The sequence below is a fragment of the Symbiopectobacterium sp. genome (genome assembly GCF_051710365.1).
Lineage (GTDB): Bacteria > Pseudomonadota > Gammaproteobacteria > Enterobacterales > Enterobacteriaceae > Symbiopectobacterium.
On record NZ_JBPETA010000010.1, the window covers coordinates 12,803 to 32,582 of the forward strand.

The 19,780-nt window shown below is 54.1% G+C and carries 18 protein-coding genes and 4 pseudogenes; 6 read left to right on the top strand and 16 right to left on the bottom strand.

What is annotated here, in order from left to right:
* Nucleotides 1-134 precede the first annotated feature (134 nt).
* Nucleotides 135-944: an exodeoxyribonuclease III gene (gene xthA / locus ACTBDZ_RS01850; protein ID WP_438814011.1), complete on the top strand. Its 810-nt coding sequence runs from the start codon at nt 135-137 to the stop codon at nt 942-944.
* Nucleotides 945-990: 46 nt separating this feature from the next.
* Here xthA and ACTBDZ_RS01855 read toward each other — a convergent pair whose 3' ends face one another.
* The 4 genes from ACTBDZ_RS01855 to ACTBDZ_RS01870 form a co-directional block, all read right to left on the bottom strand.
* Entirely contained in the window at nt 991-1,308 is a 318-nt protein-coding gene (locus tag ACTBDZ_RS01855) for a DUF1496 domain-containing protein (protein WP_438814012.1), read from the bottom strand.
* Complete coding sequence (locus ACTBDZ_RS01860; protein ID WP_438814013.1) at nt 1,305-3,233, bottom strand: DNA topoisomerase III; 1,929 nt, start codon at nt 3,231-3,233, stop codon at nt 1,305-1,307. Before ACTBDZ_RS01860 ends, ACTBDZ_RS01855 begins: the two co-directional genes overlap by 4 nt.
* 2 nt (nt 3,234-3,235) lie before the next feature.
* The gene (locus tag ACTBDZ_RS01865; RefSeq protein ID WP_438814027.1) at nt 3,236-3,787 is read right to left on the bottom strand and encodes an NAD(P)H nitroreductase; all 552 of its coding nucleotides are present in this window, start codon (nt 3,785-3,787) and stop codon (nt 3,236-3,238) included.
* Nucleotides 3,788-4,052: 265 nt separating this feature from the next.
* Complete coding sequence (locus tag ACTBDZ_RS01870) at nt 4,053-5,066, bottom strand: hypothetical protein (protein ID WP_438814014.1); 1,014 nt, start codon at nt 5,064-5,066, stop codon at nt 4,053-4,055.
* A gap of 408 nt (nt 5,067-5,474) precedes the next feature.
* Here ACTBDZ_RS01870 and sppA point away from each other — a divergent pair, with 408 nt between their 5' ends.
* The 3 genes and pseudogenes from sppA to pncA all read left to right on the top strand — a co-directional run bounded on the left by sppA (nt 5,475) and on the right by pncA (nt 9,108).
* Nucleotides 5,475-7,325, top strand: coding sequence for a signal peptide peptidase SppA (gene sppA / locus ACTBDZ_RS01875; protein WP_438814015.1), 1,851 nt, complete (start codon nt 5,475-5,477; stop codon nt 7,323-7,325).
* Between the two features lie 72 nt (nt 7,326-7,397).
* The gene (ansA, locus tag ACTBDZ_RS01880) at nt 7,398-8,417 is read left to right on the top strand and encodes an asparaginase (protein ID WP_438814016.1); all 1,020 of its coding nucleotides are present in this window, start codon (nt 7,398-7,400) and stop codon (nt 8,415-8,417) included.
* Between the two features lie 38 nt (nt 8,418-8,455).
* Nucleotides 8,456-9,108: pseudogene (gene pncA, locus ACTBDZ_RS01885) on the top strand (bifunctional nicotinamidase/pyrazinamidase).
* A 31-nt stretch (nt 9,109-9,139) separates the two neighbouring features.
* On the opposite strand, the gene ACTBDZ_RS01890 reads toward pncA, so the two are convergent.
* Entirely contained in the window at nt 9,140-9,421 is a 282-nt protein-coding gene (locus ACTBDZ_RS01890) for a YeaC family protein (RefSeq protein ID WP_438814028.1), read from the bottom strand.
* A gap of 95 nt (nt 9,422-9,516) precedes the next feature.
* On the bottom strand, nt 9,517-9,936 hold the full coding sequence (msrB, locus tag ACTBDZ_RS01895; RefSeq protein ID WP_438814017.1) for a peptide-methionine (R)-S-oxide reductase MsrB: 420 nt from the start codon (nt 9,934-9,936) through the stop codon (nt 9,517-9,519).
* A 349-nt stretch (nt 9,937-10,285) separates the two neighbouring features.
* Between msrB and gapA the strand changes: the two genes are divergently transcribed.
* Entirely contained in the window at nt 10,286-11,281 is a 996-nt protein-coding gene (gapA, locus tag ACTBDZ_RS01900) for a glyceraldehyde-3-phosphate dehydrogenase (RefSeq protein ID WP_438814018.1), read from the top strand.
* A gap of 106 nt (nt 11,282-11,387) precedes the next feature.
* Nucleotides 11,388-12,229 (top strand): annotated as a pseudogene (locus ACTBDZ_RS01905) (D-hexose-6-phosphate mutarotase).
* A gap of 133 nt (nt 12,230-12,362) precedes the next feature.
* Here ACTBDZ_RS01905 and ACTBDZ_RS01910 read toward each other — a convergent pair.
* The 10 genes and pseudogenes from ACTBDZ_RS01910 to ACTBDZ_RS01955 form a co-directional block, all read right to left on the bottom strand.
* Nucleotides 12,363-12,866: pseudogene (locus ACTBDZ_RS01910) on the bottom strand (aldo/keto reductase); the annotation flags it as partial.
* A 90-nt stretch (nt 12,867-12,956) separates the two neighbouring features.
* Complete coding sequence (locus ACTBDZ_RS01915; RefSeq protein ID WP_438814019.1) at nt 12,957-14,966, bottom strand: hypothetical protein; 2,010 nt, start codon at nt 14,964-14,966, stop codon at nt 12,957-12,959.
* Nucleotides 14,967-15,003: 37 nt separating this feature from the next.
* Nucleotides 15,004-16,200: a hypothetical protein gene (locus ACTBDZ_RS01920; protein ID WP_438814020.1), complete on the bottom strand. Its 1,197-nt coding sequence runs from the start codon at nt 16,198-16,200 to the stop codon at nt 15,004-15,006.
* Nucleotides 16,136-16,669: a hypothetical protein gene (locus ACTBDZ_RS01925; RefSeq protein WP_438814021.1), complete on the bottom strand. Its 534-nt coding sequence runs from the start codon at nt 16,667-16,669 to the stop codon at nt 16,136-16,138. The genes ACTBDZ_RS01920 and ACTBDZ_RS01925 overlap by 65 nt, the downstream gene beginning before the upstream one ends.
* 150 nt (nt 16,670-16,819) lie before the next feature.
* Nucleotides 16,820-17,344 carry a hypothetical protein gene (locus tag ACTBDZ_RS01930; RefSeq protein WP_438814022.1) on the bottom strand — a complete coding sequence of 175 codons (525 nt, stop codon included), beginning with the start codon at nt 17,342-17,344 and terminating at the stop codon, nt 16,820-16,822.
* A 15-nt stretch (nt 17,345-17,359) separates the two neighbouring features.
* Nucleotides 17,360-17,623 (bottom strand): hypothetical protein, encoded by a 264-nt coding sequence (locus ACTBDZ_RS01935; protein ID WP_438814023.1) that lies wholly within the window; start codon nt 17,621-17,623, stop codon nt 17,360-17,362.
* Entirely contained in the window at nt 17,624-17,884 is a 261-nt protein-coding gene (locus tag ACTBDZ_RS01940; RefSeq protein ID WP_438814029.1) for a two-partner secretion domain-containing protein, read from the bottom strand.
* The gene (locus ACTBDZ_RS01945; RefSeq protein ID WP_438814024.1) at nt 17,881-18,108 is read right to left on the bottom strand and encodes a two-partner secretion domain-containing protein; all 228 of its coding nucleotides are present in this window, start codon (nt 18,106-18,108) and stop codon (nt 17,881-17,883) included. Before ACTBDZ_RS01945 ends, ACTBDZ_RS01940 begins: the two co-directional genes overlap by 4 nt.
* Before the next feature lie 50 nt (nt 18,109-18,158).
* Nucleotides 18,159-19,170: pseudogene (locus ACTBDZ_RS01950) on the bottom strand (ShlB/FhaC/HecB family hemolysin secretion/activation protein).
* 6 nt (nt 19,171-19,176) lie between these two features.
* The gene (locus ACTBDZ_RS01955) at nt 19,177-19,566 is read right to left on the bottom strand and encodes a POTRA domain-containing protein (protein WP_438814025.1); all 390 of its coding nucleotides are present in this window, start codon (nt 19,564-19,566) and stop codon (nt 19,177-19,179) included.
* Nucleotides 19,567-19,780 lie beyond the last annotated feature (214 nt).

Here is a 19,780-nt window from a genome sequence, read left to right on the forward strand (position 1 = left end):
AGGGCTTACTATCGCTACTTCAACCTTCCGCTCGATCGGCAGACCGCGATATCATCCCCGTGCGCCTCTGGCGTGACCTTTGCCTGTTTTTTCTGATACCATCAGTGTCACAATTTCCTGACATGGCAGTGACGATGAAAGTTGTTTCTTTTAATATCAATGGGCTGCGTGCCCGCCCTCACCAATTGGCCGCCATCATCGCCCAGCATCAGCCGGATATCATTGGCTTGCAGGAAACCAAAGTGCACGATGATATGTTTCCCTTCGAAGAGATACGCAAGCTCGGCTATCAGGTCTACTATTACGGGCAAAAAGGCCATTATGGCGTCGCGTTGCTGTGTAAAGAGACGCCGATTGCCGTGCGCTACGGCTTTCCCACTGATGAACCCGATGCGCAGCGACGCATCATCATGGCAGATTTCGCCACGCCCGCAGGAACGTTGACCGTTATCAATGGCTATTTCCCGCAGGGAGAGAGTCGCGACCATCCGGTGAAATTCCCGGCCAAAACGCGCTTTTATGCAGACTTGCAGACCTATCTGACGCAGCATCACACCCCGGAGCAACCGCTGATTGTCATGGGGGATATCAATATTAGCCCGGCGGATCTGGATATTGGCATTGGTGAAGAAAACCGTAAGCGCTGGCTGCGCACCGGTAAGTGTTCGTTTTTACCTGAAGAGCGTGAATGGATGGCGCGCTTGCTGGGATGGGGATTGGTCGATACCTTCCGCGCACTGGCACCAGACATTACCGATCGCTATTCCTGGTTTGACTATCGCTCTGCCGGTTTTGACGACAATCGCGGCCTGCGAATTGATGTGATCCTCGCCAGTCAGGCATTGGTGGCGCAATGCACGGCGAGCGATATCGATTACGACATACGCGGCATGGAAAAACCCTCCGACCACGCGCCGATTTGGGCCACGTTCTCCGGGCTGTAACACCTTGCGATGGCAGCCGTATACGGCTGCCCCACCTTGGAAACCGTTACTGTTTAAGCACCTGCCAGATCAGATTATTCGTCCCCAGCATCTGCCTGTCGCGTACACACTGCAACAACACGCCTTCCGTTCTCACCACTGCGCCTTCGGTGTAATTACGGTTCTCGAACACGCAGCAACGCATACAGTTGTTTTGCGGCTCTCGCCGCGTCGAACCGGTGTTATCGCCCCAAATCACACTGGGCGGTACGCCAACCACGATATCCGTATTCCCCCGCGAGGGCGTGGTCACCACTGTGGATTGCGCCCACACGGGCAGAGAGACCAGCGCTCCGACAAACAACATCACCTGTGATGATTTCATCCGTTCTGCTCCTTCGCGGCCTTTTTCGCCGTGGGGTTACGTGTTTTCTTCTGCGTTTTTTGTGGTGCTTGCAGCCCGCGGAACGCCGAAGCGGACCGGTTTTGTCGTGCTTGTTCGATCAATCCACTCAAGGTTTGAGTGAGCGGTTGCATAAAATCCTGGTAACGGCGCTGTTTTTCACTGATCAACGTTAATGTGGCTTCCCAGTTGGCGGTCATATCCGGCAACGCTGCGCTAGGCGGTAATGCGTGAATCAGCGCCCGCCCCGCTTCGCTGGCATGAATGTAACGCCCTTTTTTAAACAGAAAGCTTCGTTTAAAGAGTAGCTCAATAATGCCTGCACGCGTGGCTTCGGTGCCTAGGCCATCGGTTTCACGCAATATCTTCTTCAACGTTTTGTCTTGCACAAAACGGGCAATACCGGTCATAGCCGAGAGCAACGTGGCATCGGTAAAAGGACGCGGAGGCTGGGTTTGCCGCTCCACCACTTCACCTTTTTCACACAGCAGCACATCCCCTTTAGCCACGACCGGCAACGGCAAGCCGTCGTTTTCGTCGTCGCGCTCTTTGGCACCCAGCAGCGCGCGCCAGCCCGCATCGGCCAGAAAACGGGCTTTGGCAATAAATTTCCCCCCGACGATATCGAGGGTAATAACGCATTTACGAAACACCGCATCAGGGCAAAACTGCATCAGATACTGTCGGGCAATCAGCCCGTACACCTGACGCTCGTTCTCGCTTAGCGAGACGCTGGCGCTGCGCGCAGTGGGAATAATCGCATGGTGAGCATCGACTTTGCTGTCATCCCAGCAGCGATTGCGGCGTTCAAGATCGACGACCGGTTGTGGCAATAACCCGGAGGCATGCACCGTAATCGCATTGATAACCGCGTGACGCCCGGCAAAATGCTCTTCAGGCAGGTAACGGCAGTCCGAACGCGGATAGGTAATCAGCTTATGGGTTTCATACAAGCGCTGGCAGGTGTCCAGCACCAGTTGTGCGCTCAGGCCAAAGCGTTTCGCGGCTTCAATTTGCAATGCAGAGAGAGAATAAGGCAGCGGTGCCGTTTCCGACTCGCGCTTATCGCTGTAATCCGTTACGGTAGCAGGCTGCCCGACAATACGCTTGACCACATGCTCAGCCAAAGATCGGTGCAGCAGACGCCCTTCTTCATCCTGATAGGGTTCACAGGATTCGCTCGGTTGCCACAGCGCCACAAAGCGTTCATCAACGGGCGTGACAATATGCGCCTTGACCTCAAAGTAATCCTTGGAAACGAAGTTTTCGATCTCTTCATCGCGGCGCACCACCAGCCCCAGCACCGGCGTTTGCACCCGGCCGACGGAGAGCACGCCGTCATAACCGGCATTGCGCCCCAATAGCGTGTAGGCGCGGGTCATGTTTATGCCGTAGAGCCAGTCAGCGCGCGAACGCGCCAGTGCCGAGACGCACAGTGGCACAAAGTCGCGGTTATCGCGCAGGCGTTCGACCGCACGCGTCACCGCCTGCGGGTTGAGATCGTTGATCAGGCAGCGCCGCACCTGCTGGCGTTTTTCCGGAGCCAACGCCAGATACTCCAGCACTTCATCCACCAGCAGTTGCCCTTCGCGATCCGGGTCACCGGCATGGATCACCTCTGATGCCTCCCCCAGCAGCTTCTTGATGGCATTCAACTGCTTGCTCACCGACGGACGCGGCATTAATAGCCATTTTTCGGGGATAATCGGCAGATCGGCCAACGACCAGCGCGCATAGCGGGCATCATAGGCATCGGGCTGAGCCTGCTCGAGCAGATGCCCGACGCACCAGGTGACGACATCCTGCGAACCGCAGGCGATGTAGCCGTCGCCTCGCCGATGCGGTTTGGGCAAGACATCGGCTATCGCCCTGGCGAGGCTGGGTTTTTCAGCAATAAACAGGCGCATTATCAGAAATAACGGACAAATTTTTCCGTGTCCAACGGCACAACCGTGGTGGACGCTTTCAGTTGCGATGTTCCCAAATAGAGAAACCCGACAATTTCATCTTGTTCGCGGCAACCGAAGGCTTCACGCACCTGTTCGTGTTCAGTCCACAGACCACTGCGCCAGATGCCGTTGAAACCCTGCGCCAATGCTGCCATTTGCATCGCTTGCACCGCGCAGCCCGCGGAAACCACCTGCTCCCATTTAGGCACCTTGGGATTTTCTTCGCAGTGTGCAATCACGGTGATGACCATTGGGGCGCGAAACGGTGCCTGACGGGCTTCATCTTGTGCAGCAGCGTCCAGTCCTTCCTGTTGGGCAGCGGCGTGTAAAACGTCACTCAGGCGGGCCAACCCCTCATCCTGTGCAATCACGAAACGCCACGGTTGCAGGGTGCCGTGATCTGGCGCGCGCATACCAGCGTGAATAATGTTGGCTAACGCGTCGCCTTGCGGTGCCGGAGCAGCCAAACGCGAGGCAGAACGGCGATTGAGTAACAAGTCCAGTGCATCCATCATATTTCTCCTGTTAACGGCCTGCATGAAAAATAGCGCCAAGCGTTGCCATCACCTGTCATTGCGCGCCACGGTATCACAACTCGTGGTGCGTCAGTAACGGTTTTGTGGCAATCCTATCATAGCGGATACCGGTAATAATGCGGGGAGATTCTGAATGTTATCGGCCTTGTTCAGGCGGTTGATCTACGATGATGCGCAAGCACAGAACGTCTGCCTGCGCATCCAAACAGTGACCAGCAACGCGCTCAATGCAGCGCCGCGATCACTCTGCGTCGTGGCGCAAGTGATACACCTTTAACTGATTCCAGAAATCGAGGCCAATCAGCGTGTCATTTCCTGCACGACGAAAGGCGAACGCACCGCCTTTATTGTGTCCGATACGGATAATGCCTTGTTCTTCTTGCGCTTTTACTGGGGCAATACCGCGCATGTTCACCACACCGTCTTCGGCAATAGTGATATCAGGATCGCCCGTTTCACGCAGGGCAAAGGCTCCTACGGGAATACCCGATGCTGGTGACGCGATGTCCTGCTCTGTCAATGAGGCCAGATTGGCAACTTTCTGGCACGATGCTCCATCATTAATCGGCGCGGCGCAGGCAACCTGCAAAAGGTCACGAGCAGCCAGATATTGTCCACTACGCCACTGCGCTTTGGCCGCTTCGGTGCACAGTTTGGCCGAGACACCGCTGCGGCATAGCGCTGCCATGGTATCGGTATATTCTTGTGCCGGTGCCGCCGGGATGCCTGTCACGGTTGCGAACAGCGACTGACCCGACTTTTCCGCAGAGGCGCGCGCTTCCCAACGGCTGCACGCTGAATCAATGTGATCTTCGCACAGTTGCTTTAACTGTGCGGTATCAATCTCATACATCATTTTTTTGCAGGCACGGAGGTCGTTCCAACAGGTTTTACCCACTTCGGTTTTCGGCTGCGGCAGGTTGGTCAGACAGGGTTGCTCCTCCTTGAGCACATAATTGAATTTGAACATCGGATCAGTGATGGTTTTACCGTCAGCAGACACGTCCATGGTGGTGTCGACCAATTCTTCCAACGTGACCCGTTTGAGTTTACTTCCCTCTAAACGGTAATGATGTAACGTGGTCTCAGTAGCAAACGATTGTTGTAGCAACTCGTGATTTAACACGCGAATTTGGCTTCTTGGTTCTTTATAAATACCACAGGTCAAGCCAGAAGCCGGATCGGCCAAGGCGGGGAATGACAGAGGGGTCAATAGCAAAAGGAACAACACACGGACGTGCGTTAAAAAAGACATGGTTCACTCCATTGATAAGAATACACTTCACCTGATGACTTCAGGCAACGTGATAATTATAAAAGCATTATTTTCCAGGGACGAGCGTTTTTTCTCTGCAATGCCGTTACTAGATTCTGCTTTTTATTATTCATCTCTGCCGCGCACTTCAGTATTCCTCCTCCGGTTATCGCCACATCACGCCGCACGAAAAAGGTCGCCGCGTAAGCAATCGCTTTTCTTTACAAAATAGACACATTTTTATCAACGAAGGGTACTAATGAAGTTGGCATTTTCCTATACGCTCATTAGGATAGAGAGTAAGTTCGCTCTTATTAGCGTGAATGTCGCGGGGCAACCCTTTACTGCTCGCTTTGCCATCAAAAGGAACAGCGAGCAGGTATTATGTTTGGCGTTTTTGGAGATAACATGCGCACACTGTGGCGAATCTTTAGCGGACTCTTCAAGTGGACTTGGCGTCTGCTCAATTTCACCCGCGAGTTTATTCTTAACCTGTTTCTGATTGTGTTGATTCTGGGGGGTGTCGGTATTTATGTGCAGTTTAAAAATGCACCAGCCCAAACGCCTCAAGGCGCGCTGCTCGTTGATCTCACCGGCGTTGTCGTCGATAAGCCGACGGTCAATAATAAACTGCGTCAGTTGGGCAGAGAATTTTTTGGTGCTTCCAGCAATCGCCGTCAGGAAAATTCGCTGTTTGATATTGTTAATACGATTCGTCAGGCCAAAACCGACAGCAATATTACCGGTATGGTGCTCGATCTGAGCGATTTCGTCGGTGCCGACCAGCCCTCTCTGCAATATATCGGCAAGGCATTGCGTGAATTTCGCGACAGCGGCAAGCCCATTTTTGCGATCGGCGACAGTTACAGCCAAACGCAATACTATCTGGCCAGTTTCGCGACCAGCATTTCACTCACCCCGCAGGGTAACGTCGATCTGCGCGGTTTCGCCACCAATGGCCTCTATTACAAATCGCTGTTGGAAAAGCTGGATGTAACCAGTCACGTATTCCGCGTCGGTACCTACAAATCTGCGGTAGAGCCTTTCCTGCGTGACGATATGTCCCCCGAAGCGCGCGAAGCCGATATGCGCTGGGTCGGTGGATTGTGGCAAAACTACCTGAATACGGTTGCAGTAAACCGCCAAATTACACCGCAACAGCTGTTCCCCGGTGCCAGCGCGATTATTGCCGGCCTTCAGGCTGTGCAAGGCGATCCGGCACGCTATGCGCTGGAAAACAAATTGGTAGACGAAGTGGCATCACGTTCGGTCATCGAACAGAAGCTGGTAAAAACCTTCGGCTGGGACACCAAAAATCAGAGCTTCAACTACACCAGCATTTACGACTACACCGAAAAACCGAACAATCAAAACGGCGCAGAAATTGCGGTGATCTTTGCCAGTGGCGCTATTGTTGATGGTCCGGAAACCCCGGGGGTGGTCGGTGGTGATACCACGGCGGCTCAAATTCGTCAGGCCAGACTGGATCCTAAAATCAAGGCGATCGTACTGCGCGTTAATAGCCCCGGAGGCAGCGTAACCGCTTCGGAGAAGATTCGCTCTGAGTTGATGGCAGTACGTCTGGCTGGCAAACCGATCGTGGTATCCATGGGCGGTATGGCCGCGTCCGGCGGCTACTGGATCTCCACGCCAGCGAACGCCATCATCGCCAGTTCGAGCACCCTGACGGGTTCGATTGGTATATTTGGCATGATCACCACGTTTGAAAATACCCTTGGCGCTATCGGCGTACATACCGATGGTGTGGCAACCTCGCCGTTGGCGGATCTCAGCATCACCAAAACACTGCCGCCCGAGTTTTCTCAGATGATTCAAATCAGCATCGAGCGTGGTTATAAAAACTTCGTCGATCTGGTCGCACAATCACGTAAGAAAAGCCCGGAAGAGATTGATAAAATCGCCCAGGGGCACGTATGGACCGGTGACGACGCCAAGACCAACGGGTTGGTCGATCAGTTGGGTGACTTTGACGACGCAGTCAAAAAAGCCGCTGAACTGGCCAAGCTGGGCCAATACCAGCTCAACTGGTTTGAAGAGCAGCCAAGCCTGCTGGATATGATGCTAAACCGCGTCAACGCCGCCGCCCATGCCTGGTTACCGGCCCGACTTCAGGCCATGTTACCTGATCCGGTAGCGCAATTGGCTGAGGTGGTGCAAGCACAACCTGCCTTGCTCAATACATTTAACGATCCGCAACATCGCTATGCCCTTTGCATGGCCTGCGGTGAAGTGAAATAAACATCGTCACACAGGATTTTCCCTCAGCCCGGCTTATGTCGGGCTGTTTTTCATCTTTTTAATAAGAACAGCATGCAAAAGAAATCCATTTATGTCGCGTATACCGGCGGTACGATAGGTATGCAACGTTCCGCCAACGGTTACATTCCGGTTTCGGGTCACCTGCAACAACAGCTGGCTAACATGCCGGAGTTTCATCGCCCGGAGATGCCAGATTTTACCATCCATGAATATGACCCGCTGATTGATTCCTCCGACATGACCCCTGCCGATTGGCAGGCCATCGCTGAGGATATTCAACAACATTACGATGAGTATGACGGCTTCGTGATTCTGCACGGCACCGATACCATGGCCTTCACGGCATCTGCCCTCTCCTTCATTATGGAGAATCTGGCAAAACCGCTCATTGTGACAGGGTCACAAATTCCGTTGGCCGAATTGCGTTCTGATGGGCAAACCAACCTGCTTAATGCGCTCTACGTCGCGGCTAATCACCCGGTGAATGAAGTCAGCCTGTTTTTCAATGACAAGCTGCTGCGCGGCAACCGAACCACAAAAGCCCATGCCGACGGTTTTGATGCGTTCGCCTCCCCCAACTTCCCGACGCTACTGGAGGCCGGTATTCATATACGCCGCCTGGTGCCAGCGCAGTCGGAAACCTCCAGCGCATCGCTGATCGTACATCCGATTACCCCACAACCGATCGGTGTGATCACCGTCTATCCAGGGATTTCAGCGGACGTAGTGCGTAACTTCCTGCGCCAGCCGGTCAAGGCGCTGATATTGCGTTCTTATGGTGTGGGTAACGCCCCGCAAAGCCCAGCGCTACTGGACGAACTGCGTCAGGCATCGGAGCGGGGTATTGTGGTGGTTAACCTCACCCAGTGCATTTCCGGACGGGTGAATATGGAGGGCTACGCCACCGGCAATGCGCTGGCGCAGGCTGGCGTGATCAGTGGTTTTGATATGACAGTGGAAGCCGCGCTGACTAAACTGCATTATCTGCTGAGCCAACCTGATTTAACCCCTGATACCATTCGCCAGTTAATGCAACAAGACCTGCGCGGCGAACTGACCCAGGACGCATAACCCGGATGCTGGAGCGAGCTGCCATGAACCATACCGTCATAAACCATGCCCTGCTGTTGGTTGATTTGCAGAATTATTTTTGTCCGAACGGCGCACTGCCTGTCGCACAGTGCGATGTCACCATCGATGTTGCCAACGCAGCGATAGCGGCAGCACAGAAAGCCGAGATGCCGGTCATCGCCAGCCAGGACTGGCACACTGCCAATCATCTGAGCTTCGCCGCCAATAACCCGGGCGCTGTCGTGGGAGAGCGTGGTGAACTGGCAGGATTAGCGCAAACATGGTGGCCAGTGCACTGCGTACAGGGCACGCGAGGTGCGGAGTTTCACCCGCGCCTTAATCGTGAGGCGTTTGATGCGGTGATACAGAAAGGCACCCAGCATGACATTGACAGCTACAGCGCTTTTTTCGACAACGGCAAACGCGCCGCCACCACACTGGATAGCCTGTTACGCCAACGTGGCATCACGCGTTTGACCATCATGGGGCTGGCAACGGACTACTGCGTAAAATTTACCGTGCTAGATGCATTGGAACTCGGGTATGACGTGCAGATCGTTAAGAGGGCTGTCGCGGGGTGAATCTCCAACCAGATGATAGCGAAGCAGCGCTGGCCGACATGGTGGCTCACGGAGCACGCCGTATTGGCCTGGCCGACTTTATCGCGGTATCAGCACACCACCCCGTATAACGCCGAGCCCCAGTGCATTGAGGAACCTCGGTTACTGGCGTTCTCGCTGAATCAGGTTGTCGATGGCAAACGCCTGCTTCAGCTCTTGCTTACTTTTCATCACCAACTCTCCGTCGGTATTGATGGTCATGTGTTCCGCATCAACGTTGTAGCGTGATTGCCATAACATCACCATTTGCAGGCAATTTTCTTTTTGCTCCGGCGTCAACGGCACGCCATCAGGCCATTTTCCCAGTTCCACGGCGGTTGCCAGGCGTTGGTAGATATCCGGCGTCAGCGCCGTCACAACGTCATCAAGCTGTTTGTCGAGCATCGTCATTGCCATCCTGTCATTGCTATTTGCCATTGCTATTTTCATCAAAACCCAGCAAGCCGAAACGTTTTAGCCACAGCTGTTATCCTTAACCGTCAACCATCCACTTTCTCACCGTCGCTGCCATCGATAAAGCTCAACGAGGCCGAGTTAACGCAGTAACGCTCGCCGGTGGTTTGCGGACCATCGGGGAACACATGCCCCAAATGGGCATCGCATTTACCGCAGCGAATTTCGATACGGTGCATGTTATGCGAAAAATCTTCCAGATAGCGGATTGCGCCCTTCGCCACGGGCCGATCAAAGCTGGGCCAGCCGCATCCAGAGTCATATTTGTTGTCGGAGTAAAACAGCGCGCTTTGGCAGCACAGGCAGTGATATACCCCAGTGCGTTTATTGTGCAACAGTTTTCCTGAATAGGCAGGCTCAGTGCCGCGCTGCTGCGTCACGTATTGTTGCATCTCCGTCAACGTTCCCTTGCCTGCCGTTGCAGACGTTGAAGCTGGCTTATCCATGATTGTCTCGTCATCATTTTTGTTTGGCATGACTTAGTTTAACAAGAATTAACATCCTCATAACGTTTTTTCCGACTAAAATGAGGAGTAACCAACCAAGGCCCTAGAAATTGTGACGCAAATCACATTTATCGGGCCTGCGGGCTTTATATTGGTGCAAACGCTCCCATTTAAGGGAAAGATGTTCCTAAGTTTCATTACGGCGCTTTTTCGTGCAACCGTTGCGCATCAGATTTGACTTGCCGCAACTATTGACACGATTCCGCTTGACGCTCAGCAAGGTTTTTGTAATTTTACAACCAACCTTTATTCACTAACCATTATTCACAAACCATAGCTGGTGGAATATATGACTATCAAAGTAGGTATCAACGGTTTTGGCCGCATCGGCCGCATTGTTTTCCGTGCTGCTCAGAAACGTTCTGACATTGAGATCGTTGCAATCAACGACCTGTTGGACGCTGACTACATGGCTTACATGCTGAAATACGACTCAACTCACGGCCGTTTTGACGGCACCGTTGAAGTGAAAGACGGTCAGCTGATTGTTAACGGCAAAAAAATCCGCGTTACCGCAGAAAGAGATCCGGCTAACCTGAAGTGGGACGAAGTTGGTGTTGACGTGGTTGCAGAAGCAACCGGTATCTTCCTGACTGACGAAACTGCACGTAAGCACATCACCGCTGGCGCGAAAAAAGTGGTTCTGACTGGCCCGTCCAAAGACAACACCCCGATGTTCGTTCGTGGTGCCAACTGTGACAAATATGCCGGACAAGATATCGTTTCCAACGCATCTTGCACCACTAACTGCCTGGCACCGCTGGCAAAAGTGATCAACGACAACTTCGGCATCATCGAAGGTCTGATGACCACTGTTCACGCCACTACTGCTACCCAGAAAACCGTCGATGGCCCGTCTCACAAAGACTGGCGCGGCGGCCGCGGCGCATCTCAGAACATCATCCCGTCCTCTACTGGCGCAGCCAAGGCTGTAGGTAAAGTTCTGCCAGAACTGAACGGTAAACTGACCGGTATGGCGTTCCGTGTTCCGACCCCGAACGTTTCTGTGGTTGACCTGACTGTTCGTCTGGAAAAAGCAGCAACTTACGAAGAAATCAAGAAAGCCATCAAAGCCGCTTCTGAAGGCGAGCTGAAAGGCGTTCTGGGCTACGTTGAAGATGACGTGGTTTCCACCGATTTCAACGGCGAAATTCTGACGTCTGTGTTCGATGCCAAAGCCGGTATCGCGCTGAACGACAACTTTGTGAAACTGGTTTCTTGGTATGACAACGAAACCGGCTACTCCAACAAAGTACTGGACCTGATCGCCCACATCTCCAAATAAGGCGACGGTGCGATAAGCGATGCAAGGGGCGACATGATGTCGCCCTTTTTATTAGCTGCGTTCCGCCATGATGCAACACGAAATACAAATAAAACAAGGTAACATCATGAACGATAAAATTTTTCACTTCCCATCACATCTGAAATTTCATCCACGCTCAGTCAACGCCAGGTAGACCAACTGCCGGTTATTGTCGTTGATCATCCGCAGGTACGAGCAGCCGTCACGCTGCAAGGCGCCCATCTGCTGCACTGGCAGCCGCAAGGGGAAGCCCCTGTGCTGTGGTTGAGCGACAACACGCCGTTCGCAGAAGGCGTCGCCATTCGCGGTGGTGTACCGATCTGCTTCCCGTGGTTTGGCCCATTTGCGGAACCTAACCACGGTTTTGCCCGTTTACTGCCGTGGGAATTCACCGCGCACCGTGAAGATGCCGACGGCGTTGAATTGACCTTCACCCTGCGTGATACGCCGGAGACGTTGGCAAGCTGACCACACGCTTTTACGCTGACCGCACGCTACAAACTGGGTAAAATCTGCAAGATCGAGTTAGAAGCGCAGGGTGATTACAGCATCACCAGCGCCCTGCACACCTACTTCCAGATTGGTGACATTGACCATATCCGCGTTAGCGGTTTGGGCGATACCTTTATCGATAAGGTCAATCAAGGCAAGTTGACGACGCAAGGTGGCGATCTGACGTTCACTGAACGCACCGACCGCATCTATACGCATCCAGAAGCAGTGAGCAGCATCGTGGACCCAACGCTGAAACGCACTATCGACGTGCACCACACGCACCACAGCGATGCGGTTGCCTGGAACCCAGCGGCGGAACTGTCTAAAACCATCGCCGACATGCCGGATGACGGTTATAAAACTTTTGTCTGCGTGGAAACGGCTCGTGTGACTCAGCCGTTTGTTGCCACCCCCGCCGCACCAGCGCGTTGACCACGGTGATTAGCGTAAAACGTTGATCAGCGAAACGGGTTTGCCTCGATAGATCCGAAATCGCCGCTCGCAGGCTTGCGGGCGGCGCTAACCACATAGCGCTAACCCGTTAATGCTTCACTGCCCTATCCCGCTACACAACAGCCAACGGCTGCTTACTGGTCGGTGCGGGAAAAGCGGCATCCAGCGCAGCGATATCACCACTATCCAATTCCAACGTGAGCGCGCGTGCGTTTTCTTCAACGTGGGCCACCGAACTCGCTTTCGGAATCGCAATCACGCCGGGTTGTCGCAATACCCATGTCAGCATAATTTGTGCGGACGTCGCCTGGTATTTATCCGCCATGCGCATTATCACCGGATGAGAAAACAGGTTGCGGCGCAGCGTACCTGCTTGTGCTAATGGACAGTAGGCCATCACCGGCACGGCGCGTGCCTGACACCAGGGCAGCAAATCAAACTCGATACCGCGCGAAGCAACGTGATAAAGCACCTGATTAGTCATGCAGCGCTCACCGCCTGACAAGGACCAGAGTTCATTCATGTCCGCCACGTCCAGATTGGACACACCCCACTGACGAATCTTGCCTGCCTGTTGCAGCGCCTCCATCGCCGTGATGGTCTCTTCCAACGGGATACTGATCAGAAGTGAGATAAACAATTAAGAGAATCTGGTCACGTATTCAATGAGTGTATTGCTACATAGTCTGGCATGCAAAAAAGGTGTTTAAAACCAGCCTGAATGCATGAAGAGAACATAGAGCATGAATACTATTTTTATTGCGGAGCAACACATTGAATACGTGACCCGTCCCTGCCAATGCCCCTGATTGCTCAGATGTTCACCGGACAACGCCAGCGTTCCCCCGGTAGCAAGCCTTCCCGTACCCTGATAGTTGCCGTTCAAGGTTAATGCGCCGTCAGCAACGATATCGCTGGCATTAAGCACGGTATCGCCCGTCAGCGTCGCCTTGCCGAGCGTGGAGAGTATGCCGCTGTTTTCGATTGCGTTAGCGCTTATCTGGCTGTCGCCACCGCTCACCAGCGTGCCCTGATTTAACAATTTACTGGGAGATACCGCCGCATTGAGCGCCACTGCAATACCTTGATCGCCTTGAATGCTTCCGGTATTGATCAACTGGTTGCCTTGCAGCACAAGCGCGTTTGCTTGCCATTCGCCCTGATTCACCGCCTGCGCAGCGTTGAACGTCGCCAGCCCGGCAGAGAGCAGTTTGCCGCTCTGGCGGTTGGTCAACCTGTCGCCGATGCTGAGCGTCAGTGCATCCAGCCCCAGCACCTTGCCCTGATTATCCAAGACGTCGGCATTTATCCCGACCTGCCGCCCTTCCAGTGACCCCACCTGTTGCACGTTATTGGCAGTCACCTGCACAGTGCCGCTGCCGCCAATCTGACTGCGGTTATCCAGTTGCTCAATCAGCGTCAATTGCAGGTCGTCAACGCCCAGCAGTTGGCCCTGATTGAGTGCTGAAAGTGCGGCGATCGCCAAGCGTTGGCTGCTGATGTTACCGCTGTTTTCCAGTGTCTGGTTCAGGCGCAGTGAGGCGGTGTCATACCCGGTCAGTTGCCCAAGGTTAGTCAGCGTATCGGCAATCAGCGTCAGGGCTTTGCTTTGCAGCGCGCCCGCGTTGGTGATGGCATTATTCAGCGTGACAGTCAGCACGTTAACGCCGGTTATCGTGCCACGGTTTTCCGCCTGTTGTGCCTGTGCGGTCAGGTGGTTGCTGTTCAGCGTGCCGCGGTTGTCGAGACGCTGCGCAAGCGTGAGATCCAGACGATCAATAGCGGTGATATCGCCCTGATTATCGAGCGAATCCGCACCGAGCGTTAATGTTGAACCATACAGCATGCCGTTACGGGTGTTATTCAGCGCACCGGTCGCGAGCAGAGTAAACCCATCAATACCGTTGATCTGGCCGTCGTTATCGATTTTTTCGGCATTCAGTGTCAGCAGATAGCTGTTGATGGTTCCTGCGTTGTTAAGCCCCGCATCGAGCAGCAGGCGCATCGCTTTCACGCCGGTGAGAGTGCCCTGATTGATGACATTGTCTGCATGAAGCGTTACGTCCTCGCCCAGCAGACTGCCGCTGTTGGTAAGATTCAGGCTGCGCACATCAAGGGTTTTTCCTTGCCAGGCACCGGCGTTTTCCAACGAATCGCCGCGAAAGGTCAGTTGGCCGTCGGTGGTCAGATTGCCCGCGCCACGGTAGTTGCCTTGCAGCGACATGCCTGCGCTGGCAACCATGTCACCGCTGTTGAGCAGGTTATTTGCTGTCAACTCACTCAGGTCTTGACTGGAAATCACGCCGCTGTTGTCGATCAGCGAGGCAGTCAGTTGGCTGGTGCCACCGGAAAGCAGACGACCTTGATTGCTCAATGCACTTTGTGGATCGGTGCCGAGATCCAACGCCAACGCGGTGTTACCCTGAATGCGCCCACTATTGGTGAGGCGTACGGCGCTGAGCAACAGGTTATCGGCCTGCCATTCTCCCAGATTGGTTACATCCGTGGCATGCAGCGTCGCCACACCCTGCGACAGCAGTCTGCCGGTTTGCTGATTGATCAGCCCACCTTGTACATCAAGGGTTAATGCCGCGATGCCCAGAATTTGACCCGCATTTTCCATCTGCCTTGCATCAACGCGCAGGCGATCCGACTGCACCGTACCCAAATTATTAAACGCGCTGCCTGAATGACGCTTTCGCCCTGCGACAGCCATTTACCGCTGTTTTTCGCCTCAGCCACAATCGCCAGCGTCAACGCATCAACGCATCAACGCCAAGCAGCGTACCGCGGTTGTCGAGCGTATCCGCGTTGAGGGTCAACGCTTGTGCTTCCAACGTAGCCTCTTGCTGTACCTGACTGGCATCGACGCGCAACGCCCCCTGCCCGCTGATCAAACCGCGATTATTCAGCAACGCTTGCAGGTGCAGATGACCGTTTTCGGTGGCGACCATGCTGCCATCGTTACGCAATGTGTTGGCATCAAGCGTCAGCAGACGACCAGCCAGCGTACCGCCATTGTAAACGTCGCCGCGCACGCGCATTTCCAGCGCGGTTGCACCGGTAATCTTGCCGTCGTTGAGCAGATTGAGCGCATCAACACCAAGTTGTTGGCTGTAGAGGGTGCCGCTATTTTCAAGATCCAGTGCCACGGCCAGCGCCATCTGCGAATTGGCAGACATATCGCCGCTGTTAGTAATATGATCGGCAATAATGGCGACGTTTTCACCGCTGATAGCACCGCGATTATCCAGCCCAACGCTCAGTTCAGCATTCAGAGTGGTTAATGCCGTAATATCACCGAAGTTGTGCAGTGAATGCGCGCCAATGCGCATCGCCTCACTGAGCAACGTTCCACGGTTTTCTATCTGTTGTCCTTTGAGGTTCAGTTCACCGCCGGATATCAGCGTGCCCTGATTGGTTAAGGTTGGATGTGCAGTTTGCGCGCCAAGCGCGGCGATACGCCCGGTGACCGGTACCGTCTCTGCGGCTGTTTCAATGCTTAACAGCGCATCACCCTGCATGCGCCCCCGGTTATCAAACCGGTTGGCCTGCACCATCAACTGCGACGCCTGCCATTCACCCAGGTTGACCACGTTTGTTGCATTGATGCTGGCAATGCCCTGGCTAAACAGTTTGCCGGGCACGCTGTTATCAAGGCGCTCCGTTAACGCCAGCGTCAACGCAGCAACCCCCAGCACGCTGCCACTGTTAACCAAACGCGCCGCGTTGACATCAATACGGTTTGCCTGCCACTGCCCGGTATTCTCCAGTGCCGTTGCCTGAATGCTGGCATCGCCCTGACTGAGCAAATAGCCACTGTTGAAAATAGTATCTGTGACATGCAGGGTTAACGCCTCCACACCCAGCAATTTGCCGCGATTGTCAAGTGAGGCGGCATTCAGCGTCAGGCGCTGTCCTTCGAGCGTGCCCAGACTGCACCATCCCACGGTTGGTCAGCGTGCTTCCCAGCGCCAACGTCATTCTCTCGCCTGCGCTCAGCGTACCGCTGTTATTCAGCGTGCCGCCCTGTAAGGCAATCAGCCGTTGAGCATTGAGGAGTCCCGCGTTATCCAGTGTCTCAGCCTGTACCTCAAGCTGCTGTTCGGCAATGACATCCCCCTGATTGTGCAGCGACGGGGCGTTAAGCGTGATGTTTTCCGCCTGCACCTTGCCCTGATTGAGCATGCTGAGTGATGTCAGCGAGAGCGCGTCACCGGCCAACAGATGGCCCTGGTTGTCCAATACGCCTTGAAGTGCTAACGCAAGCTCCCGACTGGCGCTAAACGTGCCGGTATTGCTCAGCGCGTTGCCCTGAAGCTGAAAAGCCTGACCAGCAGCCAGCGAGCCGTGGTTATTCAGGGTTGCGCCTTGCCAGGTGAGATCGCCAAGCGCGGCGATATCCCCAAGGTTGTTCAAGGTATCCAGTTGCAGCGTGATGTTGTTGGCAGCGAGTGTCCCGCGCTGGGTCAGCGCACCGCCGTCTACCCGCAGCGTATTACCCGCCGTTATCGCACCGGACCATTCACCCTGCTGTGACAGGCTGAGGTTAGCCCCGTTTTTCGCCTGTCACTTCGCACTGGATTCCCCCTTCAGCGACTGAGCCTCCAGGTGAATATCCTGTACGTCCGCCTCCCCGGCCAGCGTGACTGTGCTGCCTTGCAATGTCAGCTGTCGACCGGCCTTGATGCCGCTTTTCGCATCCTGAGTGAGAGCGTTTGTTGCCTGCCCCAACACATTACCCGCCGCGAGTTGGGTTGATGAAAGAGTGACGTTGTCACCTTTTAATTTGAGGTTCTGTTTATCGCCGACCGTGCCCTGGGTATTCACACCGGCACTGAGTGTGCTGTTGCTGGCCTGCAACGTTCCACCAGCCTGCGCATCGATCTGCTTTCCGGCACGTAGCGTGGCATCTTTTATGCTGATATCCTGCTGCTTGCCTTGTAGCGCCACCGCATCCCCCGTCGCGCTCAGGTTGCCCTGAGCCACTGCATCGCCGATGCGCAAGGTTCCGTTTGCCGAAAGCGTAATATTACCGCTGCGGGCGCTGATGTTACCCAGGTTGACATCTACAAAATTATCATTGTAAATCAATACGATATTATTGATTTACATGCCGCCCAACGCGCCACTGTTCAGCGCCACTTTCACGCCATCCTGCGGCGCAGTCTGTGCCGTTATTGAACCATCCGCGTTGACCTGATTCGCTCCTAACACTAGCCGCACATCGTTGCCGTTTAGCCCGGCATCAATTTGCGCGGTGCGGGCAATCAGACTCAGATAATCGCTCTTACTCGCATCCAGCCCTTGCCCGCTGAGCGTGATATTGCCGCGCTGCACGTTGATGCTGTGTAAGTTCCCCTGAGCATCCAACTACGGCGAGCCCGTGGTTAAGGTGACATTAGGCGTATTGATAAACCCACAGCCATCGCACGTAATGCCGTTAGGGTTGGCAACAATCACGCTGGCCTGTTTACCACCGACCTCCAAGTATCCCGCCAATTGACTGCGCTGGGTGGATACCACTTCGTTAATGATGGCGTCGGCGGCTTTGCCTTTCAGGTTGGGGTTATTCTGAATCAGACCACTGAGTTGGGTTGCGGTAAGCTGATCGGTGCCGTTGTTGAGGATCAGCCCTTTTTATCCACGTTGAAGTCGTGATATTGGTTATGAGAAACGCCTGCCGCATTGGGTGTGGCAATGTTGATGACCGGCACACCGTTACCCGCTTTCTCAACTGAGGTGTTACCGGCCGCCACATTCACGCCTGCCGCAAAAGTCGGTAACAACGGTTGCCAGGCAATCAATCCCATAAGGAGATAAGCCATGTAGCGCTGCGCAGTGTTAATCGTTCTCATCCCTGACCTCTTGAAGGCACCTGGTACATTGATTAAAAAAATACCGACGATTAAAAAGCCATGCCGATGCGATAATAGGCAACCACCGCGTCGGGTTTCATCCAATCAGGATGGCTGAGCGGCCACCCCACCGTGATTTGCTGTGAAAGATGCGTGTTGGCAAGGCCCATGCCGAGTGCCACCCCCCCCCCCCACAGGTTTCCCGCGGCGTCACTGTCGGTGCGAGTGGCGACCAGATGACCGCCATCCAGCGCTGCGGTCAGGGTTAATTGCCCCAAATAGGGGATCTGCCGCGCACGCCAGTTGATCTCGTTACGCCAATAGCCGCCGCGATCGCCCAGCAGGTAGTGTTCTTTAAAACCACGTACCGAACTCTCCCCACCCAGCGTCACTTGCTCGCTGCCGTATAACGGATGGGGTGAATATTGGCCGTAGAAACTGGTGAGGTAGTTGACGCTCTCACTTAAAGGAAGGTAGTAGCTGGTCGCCAGCGTCATTTTATTGAACTGTGCACGGGGAGACTCCGCCGTGACGCCCGCATCGCTCTGTGCGCCAAACCAGCGCACGCTGCGGCTAAACGCCGGATTGAAGGTGGCGAGTCCGCCCCACAGCGACTGGCTGTGATTGACGCCGAACACCAGACTGCTTAACCGGCGGCTGCTGGATTGCAGCAGCACATCTTGCATGTAGTTATGCACGATGCGGTGCGTCATCCCTGCCGACAGGCTGGTCTTTGCGTCAGCGTTACGAAAAACCACGCGCGAAAGCGAAACACGGTGGGTTTGCGTATCGCCGGTAGAGCGCCAGAGATAATCGCGATTCAAGAAATCATTGCGATAACGCGTTTTGGCAAAGTCATAATTGGTGTTCCAATAACCGTACGGCAATGACACGCCGGTTTGCAGGCTGCGGGCATGGTGTGCATCGATAAAATCGCTGCTCTGCCCACCGCTGATCCGCCAGACCCATGATATTATCTGCCCACAGACCGCCATTAAGCTGATGTTCCCCCGTCGATTCTTGTCCGCTATTATCAAAGGCGATATTACCAGAGAGCGGCACGCGCGTCTAGCGCGTGAGTTTTACCTGAGAGAAGCCAGGCTGCTCGCCGGGCAGAATATCGATCTTGACCTGCTGCGTTGCAAGGCGATTGAGTTGCTCCATCCCTTGTTCAAGATCGCGCAGGTTGAGGATATCCCCTTTCCTGGCCGGTATTGCCATTCTCAGCGCACGTTCTTCACGATCGTTAATCGTGATGGTTTCAATGCGCCCTTCCAGCACCATTAAGGTTAATATGCCGGAAGACAAATCCTGTTCACGCAGAAAAGCGCGACTGGTGACATACCCCTGGGTGATATACCAATTACTGACGTCATGAATCAGTTGATTAATATCATTAACATTCAGGCAACGATTAATATACGATTCCGTCAGGCGTTGTTTATTATGTACTGACAATAAAGTGCTATTAACAAACTCGACCTGCCGAATGGTAAAGCAGGTACTATTAACGATAGGCGTTAACTGCACCGCAATAGGTTCAACCCGTCATTCCGCACCTGATTTTTCTTTTTTCGGGACTTGGCGGTATTCTGAAGTTCTGAATTTATTACTGCTTTTTGCAGACCAATCAGCATGAGTACTCCCCACGTTACCATCCGTAACCTTGATC

Bases quoted from the DNA above. Each gene is read 5' to 3' on its own strand.
- xthA (WP_438814011.1), top strand. From the start codon at position 135: ATGAAAGTTGTTTCTTTTAATATCAATGGGCTGCGTGCCCGCCCTCAC.
- ACTBDZ_RS01855 (WP_438814012.1), bottom strand. From the start codon at position 1,308: ATGAAATCATCACAGGTGATGTTGTTTGTCGGAGCGCTGGTCTCTCTG.
- ACTBDZ_RS01860 (WP_438814013.1), bottom strand. From the start codon at position 3,233: ATGCGCCTGTTTATTGCTGAAAAACCCAGCCTCGCCAGGGCGATAGCC.
- ACTBDZ_RS01865 (WP_438814027.1), bottom strand. From the start codon at position 3,787: ATGGATGCACTGGACTTGTTACTCAATCGCCGTTCTGCCTCGCGTTTG.
- ACTBDZ_RS01870 (WP_438814014.1), bottom strand. From the start codon at position 5,066: ATGTCTTTTTTAACGCACGTCCGTGTGTTGTTCCTTTTGCTATTGACC.
- sppA (WP_438814015.1), top strand. From the start codon at position 5,475: ATGCGCACACTGTGGCGAATCTTTAGCGGACTCTTCAAGTGGACTTGG.
- ansA (WP_438814016.1), top strand. From the start codon at position 7,398: ATGCAAAAGAAATCCATTTATGTCGCGTATACCGGCGGTACGATAGGT.
- ACTBDZ_RS01890 (WP_438814028.1), bottom strand. From the start codon at position 9,421: ATGCTCGACAAACAGCTTGATGACGTTGTGACGGCGCTGACGCCGGAT.
- msrB (WP_438814017.1), bottom strand. From the start codon at position 9,936: ATGGATAAGCCAGCTTCAACGTCTGCAACGGCAGGCAAGGGAACGTTG.
- gapA (WP_438814018.1), top strand. From the start codon at position 10,286: ATGACTATCAAAGTAGGTATCAACGGTTTTGGCCGCATCGGCCGCATT.
- ACTBDZ_RS01915 (WP_438814019.1), bottom strand. From the start codon at position 14,966: ATGGCTGTCGCAGGGCGAAAGCGTCATTCAGGCAGCGCGTTTAATAAT.
- ACTBDZ_RS01945 (WP_438814024.1), bottom strand. From the start codon at position 18,108: ATGAGAACGATTAACACTGCGCAGCGCTACATGGCTTATCTCCTTATG.